At 61.1% G+C, this 15,259-nt stretch carries 2 protein-coding genes; one reads left to right on the top strand and one right to left on the bottom strand.

Annotated features, from left to right (window positions below):
- Positions 1 to 110: 110 nt before the first annotated feature.
- Positions 111 to 13,874 carry a VCBS domain-containing protein gene (locus tag FHT76_RS10820; protein ID WP_259126712.1) on the top strand — a complete coding sequence of 4,588 codons (13,764 nt, stop codon included), beginning with the start codon at positions 111 to 113 and terminating at the stop codon, positions 13,872 to 13,874.
- Positions 13,875 to 14,535: 661 nt separating this feature from the next.
- Here FHT76_RS10820 and FHT76_RS10815 read toward each other — a convergent pair.
- A complete protein-coding gene (locus FHT76_RS10815) occupies positions 14,536 to 15,096 on the bottom strand; it encodes a GGDEF domain-containing protein (protein ID WP_246712546.1) in 561 nt (186 codons plus the stop codon).
- Positions 15,097 to 15,259 lie beyond the last annotated feature (163 nt).

Raw genomic sequence — 15,259 nt, 5'->3', positions numbered from 1 at the left:
ACATTTTTGGGTGGATGCATAACCGGCTATGTCTTAAGCGGCTGCAAGTATTGATTTTGGCTCTTCTGCGTAATTGATTGGCCCCAGTTTCTCATTGGGGTTGTTTTGTTATGTCTATCGAAGATCCGCGCATTTCCGCTACTGCAAGCGAAAACGTCTCGCACGACTTCCGTCAGGACATTCATGAAGACGCAAGTATTGACGTTTCTGCTGCACAGGGTGTCGAAGTTGCACAGGTCGACAATAGCCAACAGCCCGAGAAGACCGACCGCGTGCCGGCGGCTCCGCAGACGATAGCCGCCAACGCTCATCCAGCCGAAATCGTCCCGGATCAGAACAACGTCGCTCACCTGCCGGCCGATGTGTCGATCGACGACATCCGCGTCGAAGGCAACAACCTGGTGCTTGTCCAGGCCGATGGCACGGAGATTGTGATCGTCAACGGCGCCCTGCATGTGCCGACCTTCCTGCTCGGCGAAGTCGAGCTGCCGCAGCAGGCCGTGATTGCCGCTCTCGAGCAGAACAACATCAACGTCGCCGCGGGTCCCGACGGCTCCTATTCGGCAAGTGCCTCCGCACCAAGCTCCGGCGCCGATTTCCAGGACACCATCCAGCAGGATCCGAACGATCCGACCCAGCTCGCGCAGTTGCTGGCGGACACGCAGCAGCCCGATCCGGGTCTCGGCGACCGCCGGGAACTGTTCGACGACCAGCCAACCATTTCCGCTGACCGGACGACAAACCTCAGCCTGACGGAAACAGAAGGCACAGAAGGCGGCTTCGAGACGCAAACCGTCAACGGCATATTCGGCTTCGATGGTGGCGCGGACGTCGGGGAGATCACCGAGGTCAGGCTTGCCGATTCGCTCAACATGGTCGAGGGCACGCAGAACGGGACGCACATTGACCTGATGTCCGACGGCAAGCCGGTCGTCATTACCGTCGATGGCCTGACGATCACCGGCAGCGTCGATGGCCAGCCGGTCTTCGTCCTGACCGTTACGAACGCGGCAAGCGGTGCCTTCACCTTTACGCAATTCGCTCCGCTCGATCACCCGGACAGGGGCGAGGCAGGCGTCAATGATATCCTGCGCCTTCAGTTCAGCTACACCGTCACCGACAAGGACGGCGACCAGGCCACCGGCGTCGCTTCGATCGACATCAACGACGATGGTCCGAGCACCGGCGACGGTGTTGGCCCGAGCGCGATCAACGAGTCCGATCTGCTGTCCGGCGAAGGAAACAACGCAGGCGTTCACGACGTCTCGCTCGGCATTCACTGGGGCGCCGACGCCGGCGCGCATCGCGATCTGACGTTCTCGACAGCGCAGGACCAGCTCGGCGGTCTGAAGTCCGATGGCCAGACGATTCAGTTCGCGATCTCCTCCGACGGCCACACGCTGACCGGCTTCATCGGCGAAGGCGAGGGCCGCACCGAAGTCTTCGTCGTCAAGCTTGATCCGACGGCGCCGAACGGCGCCTACAGCTTCACGCTGCTGCAGCCCCTCGATCATCCGCAGAACTCTGAGATCGGCAACACGCAGCTCGACCTGCATTTCAATTTCGTGGCGAGCGACGCCGACGGCGACACCGCGAGCGGTTCCTTCGTCGTCGATATCCACGACGACGTGCCGACGATCAATGGAGCCGTCCAGGCGGTCAACCTGCTCGCCAACGGCAATTTTGCGGCCGGCACTTGGGAGCAGCACAGCGATTGGGGTGGTCCTCTTGGCGGAGCGGCCAACGCCGATATCGGCTGGAAGGTCGACGGTACCGGCAGCGTGCAGCTTGAACGCGTTGGCAGCGGCTATCTGGGCATGACGACATCCAACGGCGCGCCGATGGTGGACATGGGATCGTCGCCGGGCAACACAACGATTTCCCAGGATATATCGGGGCTTGCCGAGGGGCAGACCTACAAGCTGAGCTTCCAGGCAGGATCGCCGAGTCCTGTATCCTCGGGGCTGGAAGTCTATTGGAACAACAAGCTGGTCTACACCTACTCGCCGACCTCCTCGATGAAGTCGATCGATCTCGACCTTACGGCGATCGGCGGTACCAATACGCTGACATTCAAGGAAGTCGGCAATAGCTCGGACAACACCGGCACCTACCTCGCAAATGTCAGCCTGACAGGGAGCACGACCGCTGCCGTCTTCACAGGTGCGGCAGGCGAAGACGACGTGATGTCCTTCAAGCTGGCGGCCGGCGAGCAGTTCAACTTCGGCGCGGACGGCGCTGGCAAGGTGGTGCTGGGAACCGCAACCGTTGCGTCGGCGGCAGGCATCGCCCTGACGCTCCATGCCGAGGACTACTTCTATCAGAATGGCGCAATCGTCATCAAAGCTGGTGTCTTCGATTCGCTGAATGGCGGCGAAGTCGCCACCGTCACCGTTCCCTTCACCGTGACTGACTCCGATGGTGACAGCAAGACCGGCGTCTATCAGATCCAGATTACCGGTGTGAACGATACGGCGTCCATCTCGGGCGTTGCTGCCGGTGCCGTTGTCGAGGACGGTCAGCTTCAAGCCAACGGCTTGCTCTCGGTCAAGGATGTCGACCACGGCGAAAATCATTTCCAGACGCCTTCGTCGCTTGCCGGCCAGTACGGCATTTTCAGCTTCAACCCGGCAACGGGGGCATGGAACTACACGCTCAACAATGGGCTCGCTCAGTCGCTTGGTCAGGGAGCGCATTTCAACGAGACGCTGACGGTGACCTCCGCTGACGGCACCGCGACGCAGACGATTACGGTGACCGTCAACGGCACCAACGACGCGCCGCAGCTCTCCGCGATTACCGGCTGGACCTTTAAGGATACGGCCGGCGACGACACGTTTGCGCCCGTGGTCGGTCAGCTGCAGTCCTCCGACGTCGATGTTGGCGATTCCGCCACCTATGGCATCAGCGGTACCGGTGTGGTCACGGGAACTTTTGCAGGTGACTATAACATCGAAAAGGTGGGGACCTACGGCACGCTCTACCTCAACAGCGCGACGGGCGCCTATTCCTACGTGCCGAATGATGGCGCGATCGAAGCACTGAAGAATGGCGCAACGGAAAGCTTCACGCTGACGGTGACCGATGGTGCTGGCGCCAGCGACAGCAAGACGCTGACGATCACGCTCGACGGCACCAACGACACTCCCGTCGCGGTCGCCGACACCAACATGGTGAAGGAAGCCGGCGTCGGGACGTTGGGCGACTGGAAGGCCGAAGGCAATGTCCTGAGCAACGACTCGGACCGTGATGCCGGCGACACAAAGGTCGTCTCGGACCTCAAGGACGCAGACATCCATGCCTTTGGCGTCTTCGTCAAGAACGGCGACTACGGCGTCCTGGAGCTCAACAGGAACGGCTCATATACCTACATCCTCAACAACTTCGACAAGGATACGAATCGTCTTGCTCAGGGTGAAACCGCCCACGAGACCTTCACTTACACGGTAAGGGACGCGTCCGGCGCCATCTCGACGACCACCCTGACGATCGAGATCAAGGGAACCAACGACGCGCCGAGCGTCGACTTCCAGTACAATACGGTCAAGGAGGGGATTTCGACCGCGGATAGCTCCGTCGCGACCGGCAACCTGCTTAACGGCGCGTCGGACGTTGATCACGGTGCGGTCCTGACGGTTGCGGGCGTCGATGGAAAGAGCAATGGTTCGACGGGCGTTGCCGGCGACTATGGCAAGCTCACCTGGGATGCGTCTACCGGCACATACAGCTACGCGCTCGACAACACGAAAGCGTCCGTACAGGCGCTGGCGGCGGGCGAAGTGCGCTATGAGATATTCTCCTTCACGATCAAGGACGAATGGGGTGCGACTGATACCAAGACGCTGACGATCAAGATCACCGGCACGAACGACGCGCCTGTGATCGCCGACAGTCATGCGACGGGCGCTGTGATCGAAATGGGCATGGACGCGACGGGAACCGCCCGCGGCGTAAACTCCGTTTCCGATACGCTTGTAAAGACCGACGTCGACTCGGACGATAAGCCCTCGAACGACAATTGGTCGGTTGTCGCCGGCAACGGACAGACATCTTCCGGTCAGATGGGCGTTGTTACCGCCTACGGCAGCTTCAAGGTCGATCAGGCGGGCAAGTGGACCTACACGCTGAACGATTCCAGTGCGGCAACGCAGGGTCTCGCGCTTGGCGAGACGCGGACCGAGACATTCACGGTCAAGGTGACCGACAGCCACAACGCGAGCGATACGCAGACCGTCACGGTAACGATTACCGGATCGAACGACGCGCCCGTGCTCACGACGGCGAACGCCGGTGCAACCCTCACCGAAGCGCCCAACACCACTGGCTCGAATTCCGAGCAGAAGGCGTCCGGTAGCCTGACGTTTACCGATGTCGACCTCAACGATGTCGGCCACACAGCCACTGTCACCGGCGTTGACGCTGCCGACACGAAGAGCGGTCTGCCCTCCAACCTGATGTCGTTCTTCAAGATCGACTCAGTGACGAAGGCACCGGGCAGCACGGCCGGCGAGATCAAGTGGACGTTCTCTGCTCCGGACAAGACATTCGACTATCTCGGCGCGAACGATCACGTCACGCTGAAATACACCGTCCTCCTCAACGACGGCGACGGCGGCAAGGTTAGCCAGGTCGTCACGATCGTCATCAACGGCACGAACGACGCGCCAGTCATTACCGGCGGCTCGACGAGCGAGTGGGTGGTCGAGCACGGTTACAACTGGCTCGGCTTGCCGCGCGGCGAGAGCACTGCCAGCGGCACTCTCACAAAGACCGACGCTGACCTCGACGACAACAGCTCGAACGACTCCTGGTCGATCACGCCTCGCGCCGGCCAGGTCGTTGACGGAGGCTCCGTCAAGGGTCTCTACGGATCGATATCGGTCGATGCCAATGGCAAATGGACCTACACGCTCGACAATACGCTGGCCTCGACGCAAGGCCTCGCCCTCGACGCGACGGCCAGCGAGAAATTCGATGTGGCGGTCACGGACACCCACGGTGCGACCGCCACCAAGACGATCACCGTCAATATCCTCGGATCGAACGACGCGCCTGTCATCGCGGATTCCCATACAACTGGCAGCGTCATCGAGGGGGGTGTCGGCACGAACGGCATTGCGACGATTTCCGATACCCTGGTGAAGTCGGATGTCGACTCCGACGACAATGCGACCAACGATTTCTGGGGTGTCGGCAACCCTTGGCTGACCACAGACAACGGCAAGTATGGTTCGCTTTCGATAGACCAGGCCGGCAAGTGGACCTACACGCTCGACAACAGCCGTTCGGATACGCAGGGCCTGTCCGCTGGCAAGGTTGTCACCGAGACCTTCCAGGTGTGGGTCACCGACAGCCATGGCGAAAGGGATGTGCAGAACGTTGTCATCACCATTACCGGCACGAACGATGCGCCAGTCATTACCGGCGGCACGACGAGCGCAACGGTCGTTGAGGCCGGCGCCGGCACCAATGGTGATGCGATCGAGAGCGGCACGCTGACCAAGACGGACGTCGACAGTGACGACAACAGCGGCAACGACAGCTGGTCGGTGGTGGCCTCCGGCAACCAGACTCAAGACGGCTCCTCGGTGAAAGGTGTCTACGGCAAGCTTTCCGTCGACCAGGCCGGCAAGTGGACCTACACGCTCGACAACGGCCTGCCGGCAACCCAGGCTCTGAAGAACGGCGACAATAAGCTTGAAACTTTCACGGTTCAGGTCACCGATAGCCACGGCGCGACCGACACCCAAACCGTCACCATCACGGTGCGCGGAACGAACGATGCTCCGGTCGCCAACGACGATACCTTCACGGCAAGCGAAGACGGCGTTTCCTCTCATGCTTCGTCGGCGAACCCGCTCGTTGTCGGCAACGTTCTCGCTAACGACACGGATGTCGACAGCGCCAGCCTGAACGTCACCGGCATTTCGAACGTGACGGTCAATACCGCGAGCGGCACTGGCCTGACGCTTTCTGTGGCGAGCGAAGGAAACGGCGTCTACAAGATCGCCACGAACTTCGGCGACGCCCACATGTCCGTCGGCTCGAATGGCGACGTCAAGATCTGGTCCGACAACGGTGAGGATCCGTTCAAGGCGCTGGGTGTCAACGAAACCGCGACCATCAAGTTCAACTATACCGTTTCCGACGGCAGCAGCAGCGATACGGCGAGCGCGACCATCACGGTCCAGGGCTCCAACGACAACCCGGTGGCTGTCGACGACACGACCCTGGGCGGCGTTGCGGCCACCTACAGCGACAACTTCAACAATTCCGGCACCGACGGCTGGACCTTCGTCAAGCTCTCGGGCAATCCCAGCTGGTCGATGAGTGGAGGCAGCCTCGTCGAGCGGACCGACTCGTCCTCCAATGACGGCAACGGCATCGCGCTCGCACCGGCAAACAGCCTGCCGGCCGGCAGCAAGTATTACACCATCGAGGTCGATGGCGATCCGAACACCGGCAATGGCAACCCCAAGTCCAACCAGGCGCTTGGCGTGGTCTTCGGCTATCAGGACTCGACCCACTACTACCGCGTCTACTGGAAGGATTTCGGCACCGACTACGCCAACCAGGGCACCCACCGCGATCTCGTTCTCGAGCGCGTGGATGGCAACCAGGTCACGGTTCTGGACATGGTCGACAAGGCCAACCTTGGTCCCAACACGATCCACTTCAAGGTCGAAGTGGATGGCGACGGCATCAATGTCACGGTGCAAGGCAACGGGCAGCCTGTGGTGCTCCATAGCTCCGAAATTCCGGCTCTCGGCGGGTACGGCGTCTATACTGATGATAACGACGACGGCATTGCCTACGACAACTTCACCGCATCGACCGGCGGCGGCCCGATCACGACCGCCGAGGACACCGCGCTGACGATCAAGGCTGCCGACCTGCTGGCGAATGACAGCGATGTCGACGGCGACACGCTGAACCTCGTCAGCGTCAGCGGCACCTCCGCGCACGGCGGTACGGTAACGTTGAACAACGGTGTCGTCACCTACAACCCTGCCGCCAACTACAACGGCAAGGATACGTTTACCTACACCGTCAACGACGGCCACGGCGGCACCGCGACGACAACAGTCACCGTCAACGTCACGCCGGTCAACGACGCCCCGACGGCGGTCACCCTGACGGGCGCCATTTCCTCCATCGACGAAAATACGGTCATCGGAACCGGCATCAAGGTCGCGACGCTCGGTATTGTCGACGACGAGCAGGGCACCAACAACTACTCGCTTTCGGGCGCCGACGCGGCTTCCTTCGCGATCAAGAACGGCAACCTCTACTATGTCGGTGCGTCGCCGAACTTCGAGGCGAAGTCGTCCTACAGCGTCACGGTCAACGTCGACGATCCCACTGTCGGTGGTTCGGTCGACGCTTCGGCGAACTTCACGCTCAACGTCAACGATGTCAACGAAGCGCCGACGGCGGTGACCTTCTCGAATGTCGTCGCATCGATCAACGAGAACACGGCAGTCGGTCCCGACGGTATCAAGGTTGCGACGCTCGGCGTGGTCGACGATGCGCTCGGCACCAATGGCTACTCGCTTTCGGGCGCCGACGCGGCGTCCTTCGCGATAAAGAACGGCGCTCTCTATTACGTGGGCACCTCGCCGAACTTCGAGGCGAAGTCGTCTTACGACGTCACGGTCAATGTGGACGATCCGGCCGTCGGCGGTTCGGTCGATGCGTCGAAGAACTTCACGCTTGTTATCAACAACGTCAACGAGGCGCCTGTCGGCGTCAATGACGAAAACGCGGTGTTGGAGAACAAGACCGTCGTTTCGAGCCAGAGCGTGCTTGCCAACGATACAGACCCGGATGCCGGCGATACCGGTCACCTGGCGGTCGGCGCCATAAAGGGCTTCAATGACGGCGTTGCCGCGTCCGTCACGGCAGCCGGCACTGTCAGCCATGGCAAGTATGGTGATCTGGTCATCAAGGCTGACGGCACCTACCAATACACGGCGAACGCTCTCGCCGCCGAGGTGCTTCCGAAGGGTGCTCAGGTCGACGATACCTTCACCTACACGGTCAAGGATCCGTCCGGACTGACGTCCACGGCAACCCTGACCATTCACGTCACGGGCGATAACAATATTCCGCTTGTCGGGGTCATCTCGCCTGGGAACGACGTCAATGAGCTGCCGGATGCCCATGCCCAGGCTGTCAATGTTGAAGGACAGCTGCTGGTTGCCGATTTCGATGTCGGCGATACCGAAACGCCCTCCGTGACCGGCGCTACGGCAACATGGACCGGCGGTGTCCTGACGCCGGAGCTTGCGGCCGCCCTTACCAACACAGCTGCCCTGACCTTCGGATCGTCGCCGATCTCGAACGGCAGCGTCTCGCTCATCAACTGGAGCTACCATCCGGGCGCACAGAACCTCGACTTCCTGGGCGCTGGCCAGACGATTACGATCAAGTACGACATCCAGGTCAGCGACGGCACGACCGCGACCCCATCCTCGATTACCGTTGTCATCCATGGCACCAACGACGCGGCGGTCATCGGTGGCACGACCTCGGTCAACCTGACGGAAACCGACGCGCCGCTGAGCACATCAGGACAGCTAACGATCACTGATGTCGACAGCCCGGCCACCTTCGTGGCGCAGACGGACGTTGCCGGCACGAACGGCTACGGCAAGTTCACGATCACCGCGAACGGCGCCTGGACCTATGTCGCCAACACGGCGCACAACGAGTTCGTCGCCGGCCAGCACTACACCGACAGCGTGACGGTGACCTCTGCCGACGGCACGACGACGACGGTGACGGTCGACATTCTCGGCACCAACGACGCGGCGGTCATCGGCGGCACGACCTCCGTCAACCTGACGGAAACCGACGCGCCGTTGAGCACGTCTGGTCAGCTGACGATCACCGACGTCGACAGTGCTGCGACCTTCGTGCCGCAGACGGACGTTGCCGGCACGAACGGCTACGGCAAGTTCACGATCACCGCGAACGGCGCCTGGACCTATGTCGCCAACACGGCGCACAACGAGTTCGTCGCCGGCCAGCACTACACCGACAGCGTGACGGTGACCTCTGCCGACGGCACGACGACGACGGTGACGGTCGACATTCTCGGCACCAACGACGCGGCGGTCATCGGCGGCACGACCTCCGTCAACCTGACGGAAACCGACGCGCCGTTGAGCACATCAGGACAGCTGACGATCACCGACGTCGACAGTGCTGCGACCTTCGTGCCGCAGACGGACGTTGCCGGCACGAACGGCTACGGCAAGTTCACGATCACCGCGAACGGCGCCTGGACCTATGTGGCCAACACAGCCCACAACGAGTTCGTCGCCGGCCAGCACTATACCGACAGCGTGACGGTGACGTCCGCCGACGGCACGACAACGACGGTGACGGTCGATATTCTCGGCACCAACGACGCGGCGGTCCTGACACCGGTCGTTGCCAATCTGACGGAGGGTGACACTGCGGCCGTGATTAGCGCATCCGGACAGCTGACGATCACCGACGCGGACAGTCCGGCCAGCTTCGTGGCACAGAGCGACGTCTCTAACCCCGGCGGCTACGGCAAGTTCTCGATCGATACGAACGGCAACTGGACCTATACGGCCAATTCCGCGCATGACGAGTTCAAGGCGGGCCACACCTATCAGGAGGTCTTCACGGTCTCCTCGGCAGATGGCACAACGACGACGGTGACGGTCAGCATCGGCGGAACCAATGATGCGCCGGAAACCAACGCGGCATCGGGCAGCGGCAACGAGGATGCATCCTCGATCTCTGTCGCTCTGTCGGGAGGTGACATCGACGGCACGGTCGCATCCTACAAGATCAGCGACCTGCCGGCGAACGGCAAGCTCTACAGCGATGCCGGTCTGACGACTGAACTTCATGCTGGAGACACGGTAAGCGGCTCGACGGTCTATTTTGTGCCGGCCGCGAACTACAACGGCACGACAAGCTTCCATTACGCAGCAGTCGACGACAACGGCCTGGCCGACAGCACGCCGGCGACGGCGACGATCGCGGTGGCCTCGGTCAACGACGCGCCGGTCATCACCTCCAACGGCGGTGGCGATACCGCGGCCATTACGATCGACGAGAACACAAGCGCCGTCACGACTGTGACAGCAACGGACGTGGACAGTTCGCAAGCGAACCTGACCTATTCGATCGTTGGCGGAGACGACCAGAACCTCTTTAAGATCGACGGCTCCGGTAACCTGAGCTTCAAGGACGCGCCGGACTTCGAGCATCCGCTCGATAATGGCGCGAACAACATCTATAACGTCATCGTTCAGGTTTCCGACGGCAACAAGACCGACACCCAGACGCTCAATGTCACGGTCAAGGATCTCCAGGAAAACGTTGCGCCGGTCCTGACTCTGTCGAATAGCGCTTATGTCCTCGATCAGTTCAACCAGCAGGCCTATAACGGCAACGACGGTACCGCGAACTGGAAGACGGACTGGATCGAGTACGGCGAGAACGAAGGCAATGCTGCTACGACCGGCGATGTCCGGGTGAGCAATGGCGCCTTGCTTCTTACCGATACGGATGCAGAGATCGACACCTTCGGCGATTTTGTCCAGCGCACAGTTGACCTTACGGGCGCGACCCAGGCGACGCTGACCTTCGATTATAAGCGGGTCAGCATGGAGTCTAGCGATGCCATCCATGTGCAGGTGCTGAACAGCAACGGTAACTGGGTGGAGGTGGCGACCGTCAGCGGTAATGGTCAGGATGACGCAGGCTTCACGACTGTAACCGTCAATCTTTCGGCCTACATCTCGTCCGCGACCACGATCCGCTTCTACTCAAATGACGATATCGATGACGGCGACAAGGTCTTCATCGACAACGTCAAGATCGAATACACGACGACGCCGACGTTCATCGAAGGCGGTTCGGCTGTTGCGGTCGTTACCAACGCCGTGATTGCCGATGCCGACGCCAACATGAGCTCGGCCACCGTCAAGCTGACCAACGGCCAGGCAGGCGACGTGCTTTCGATCGCCGGCCAGGCAACCACGACCGGCACGATCGGCGGCATCGCCTACAGCATCAGCGGCAACACCGTTACCTTCACCGGTTCTGCCACCAAGGCTGCTTACGAAGCTGCGATCGAAGCCGTCCGCTTTGCGAACAGCTCGGAAAACCCGAACGGCGCTGACCGTACCTTCCAGGTCGTCGTCAACGACGGCCTCAACTCCAACACCGCGACGACGATCGTCCACGTGACGGGTGTCAACGATGCGCCGGTGGTCTCGAACCTCGTCGTCACCGAGAGCGGCATCAAGTTCACGCTCGCGGATCCGGACAGCTCCGGCTTCACGCTTGCTTCGCCGTTTGCCACCGCATTCGGCAGCAACCCCGGCCTCCATGTCGGCGACAACACCCTGACGCCGACGGCACAGGCCAGCGTCGTCAGCGGCACGCTGACTGTCAGCGATGGGGCTTTGTCTGATAGCGTCGTCAACGTCATCCTCGGCACCAACGGTACCAACTCGTCGCTAACCGCCTCTGGCTCGACCCCCACAGCCATCTATGGTTTCGGCGGAAACGATACCCTGACGGGCGGCTCCGGTGCGGACTGGCTGTTTGGCGGTGATGGCAACGATACGCTCGACGGTAACGGCGGCGCGGATACGCTCTCTGGCGGCGTGGGCAATGATAACTTCCTGTTGGCCAATAACGATTGGGTTGCTGGCGAGACGATCGACGGTGGAGTTGATAGCGATACAATTACGCTTGTCGGCGCCACGACTGTCGACTTCACGACCGGCACGATCAGCAATGTCGAAACGCTGACTGGCAGCTCAAGCAGTGATACGGTTACGATGTCGGCCGAGCAGCTTACCGGCTTCACCTCCATCAACCTCGGCAGCGGCAACAGCGACTCGCTGACCGTAAGCGTAAACGGAACAGCCGATATCTCCTCCTCCGCGCCGACGATCTCGAACGTAGAAACGTTGAAGATCACCGGTTCGACCGGTAACGACAACCTGACCATCAGTGCCCAGCAGTATGCGGCCTTCGACAGCATCGATCTCAAGGGCGGCAACGACACGTTGACGGTCAACGTCGCCGGGACGACCGATCTTTCGGCTATCAGCGCGACGCTTGTCGGTATCGAAACCTCCAAGGTAACTGGGTCGACCGGTGCTGATACGGTCACAGTCAGCAATTCGCTTTCCGGCTTCACTTCGATTGACCTAGGTGACGGCGCTGATACGCTGAAGATCGCCGGCGGCTTTACTGACAGCAACGACGCTCAGCTCGCTCGCATAGAAAACGTGGTGATGGCGAGTTCGGGTACCCTCAACCTCTCGCACCAGTCCGAAGGGCTCACGATCACCGGCTTTAGCGGCAATGACGTGATCACCGGCGGTTCTGGAGAAGACAGGATCAACGGGGGTGCTGGCGCCGATGTCCTTACGGGTGGTGCCGGTAGAGATACATTCGTGATCGCCTCAGGTGAATCCACGCCTATCGCCGCTGCAGGTAGCACCGGCAACACTGCGACAAGGAATGAAAACGGCACGATCAGCGGATACGACAAGATCACGGATTGGGGAGCGGGCGGCACTGCCGACAAGCTGGATTTCTCCGTAGCCCCGGTAAAGGCCTTCGCTTCTGTGAACGGTTCAGACTCTGCGCTGACTATTGGCGGCGACACTGTCGAGTCCCACAGTGTCAATACCACTACTGGAATGACCACTTTCTATGGTAACGACAACTTCACTCAATCCTTGTCGGTGACGTCGACTTCGGGCTTGGCCGCGGTCGTCCAGTACCTCATGGCGAGTGATATTGGCGATGCGGGCGCAACGCTTGCATTCACGGGGATGGGCAACACCTACGTGTACCAGCAGACTGGCGCCACTGCCGGCGGCACGCTGGTCGAACTTTCTGGCGTCACCCTTGCCAACGTGTATGCGAGCATGGGGTCCGCGGCCACGTTCGCCATCGACCCGATCATCCTCGACCTCGACCACAATGGCGTCGCCCTGACCACGCTCGATCACGGCGTCCAGTTCGACATCAATGCCGACGGCCACAAGGATCAGATCGCCTGGACAGCCGGCAGTGATGGCATCCTGGCCTTCGACGTCGACGGCAACGGCAAGATCGACAATGGCAGCGAGATCTTCTCGCCGCACTTCGCCGGCGGCAGCTACGTCGATGGCCTGGCGGCGCTAGCGACTCTCGACAGCAACCATGACGGCAAGATCGATGCGGCCGACGAAGCCTTCTCGAAGCTCACCGTCTGGCAGGACCTGAACCACAACGGCATCACCGACAGCGGCGAACTCTCGAGCCTCTCGGATCATTCGATCAGCAGCATCTCGCTTGATGCGAACGCTTCAAACTCGGAGATCAACGGCCAGTCGATCCTTGCCGACGGCAGCTATACGTTGACGGACGGCTCGACCGGTCACTTTGTCGAGGTTGCCTTCGACACCACGCTTGGCGGCAGCAATGCCTACTCGCTGATCGGCAGCGACGGCGACGACATCCTGTCGGGCGCCGGAGGCATGTACACGCTGACCGGCGGGGCAGGGGCTGATACCTTTGTTCTCGACGCCGATGCCCTTGCTGACGTCAAGCTCGCCGACGTGATCACCGACTACAAGGCCAGCGAAGGCGATACGCTCGATGTGTCGAAGCTTCTCGACAGCCTGCTCGGTCATCAGGCCACCGAAGCCGAGGCGCTCGCCAGCGTCAAGACGACGGTATCAGGTGCGGATACCGTGGTCAGCGTCAACGCCAATGGCGGCTGGCACGATGTGGCTGTTCTCCAGAACACCACCGAAGCGGTCAAGATCCTGTACGACGACAAGCACGATACGACGACGGCCCCGCACGTCGGCTGATGCTTGTATGAACCAGCGAGGGAAAAGGCGCCGCTTGGCGCCTTTTCTGCATTCTGGGCTTATCCGTCAGCGGTCCACGGCCGAGTACGCCTTCTCAGCTCTTGAAGCAGAGAAAGTCGCTTCGGCTCTTCCCTCGAGTGGCTGCCGTCATGAGTTGATATCCGCGACCGCGACACCGGAATCGCTCGCTAGGCTGCTTGGCTACTCATCCTCGATGTGCGCGTGTGCCTGAAGTCGGTGGGTTCGTTGCCACGGCGGTCTGCCGTCGCGGGCATTACTCTACCTAGAGAAACTGCGATGGGCCGGCGGATGTGGTCGAGAACCGGTGTCTTGAACGGTAGCTTATGGGCGACAGCCGGCATTCGTTGATTCCGAAGCCGGCAACAAAAAGGCGTCCTTTCGGCACCCCACGCTGCTGACAGCCTCTTGTTGTTTGACACCCTTGCTTCTCTGTCATTCCGGCCTTAAGCCGGATTCCAGCTGTCGTGCGTCTGCGCGGCTAAAGAGCCCTTCGCGATCAAGGGCTTGGTCACGCTGGACACCGGCACCAGGCCGGTATGACGGCAATGACTAACTCCGGAAATCAATCGAGCTGACGGCTCTGTCAGCAGTCCGGCGCGCCCTGTCGGCGCCCCGGACTGTTGGCCGTGGACCGATCAGCTCAAGCGGCCGGCAGTCGTGACATCGGAATCGCCTCGTCGCTGTCGCCGCCGCGCTGCATGGCCATTTCGTCGGCGAGCTGGCGGATGTGGTTGAAATCCGTCGGCCCCTCGAAGACCGCGCCGCCGAGACGGATGCCGATGCTCATTGGGGTGCCTTCGTCAGAGAAGGACGCTTCCGCCACCCGCCGGCGGATACGGGTGCCGACATCCTGGGCGTTCTCGACGGTAGCGCCCGGCAGGAACACCCCGAGTTCGTTGGTGGCAAGACGGGCCACAAGGTCGCCCTTTCTGACCGAGGACTGGATGATGGCGGCCAGCGACTGCATGACCGTATCGGCCCATTGCGGGCCGTAGCGCCGGCTGATCTCGTCCAGCGTATCGACGACCACGGCGATCATCACGCCGCCGGCGTCGGTGGCGATTCGCTTGCGTCGGTCGATGTAGTGTTCGACGGCCGCGGCAAAGGCCGTTCCGTTCAGCGTCTTCGTTACGGCGTCGTGGCGCGCAGTATAGTTAACGGTTTCCTGTAGTTTTTTGAGTTCGGCGACCTTGAACTGCAAGATCAAGAGCAGCGGAAATGCAACAAAAAGCGAAATTACGCTTGCGCCGACAAATCCCACCAAAATTGGTCGATCCGGCACGAGAAGGTTTAAGATAAGTAAAACGCCGACGGATCCGGCCGCGAAGCAGACAGCGCCGAGGGTGGCGATCCGAAGAGCTGAA

It is taken from the genome of Rhizobium sp. BK176 (genome assembly GCF_024808055.1).
The sequence above is the reverse complement of the archived record's forward strand: the minus strand, read 5'-3'. Positions and strand labels throughout refer to the sequence as shown.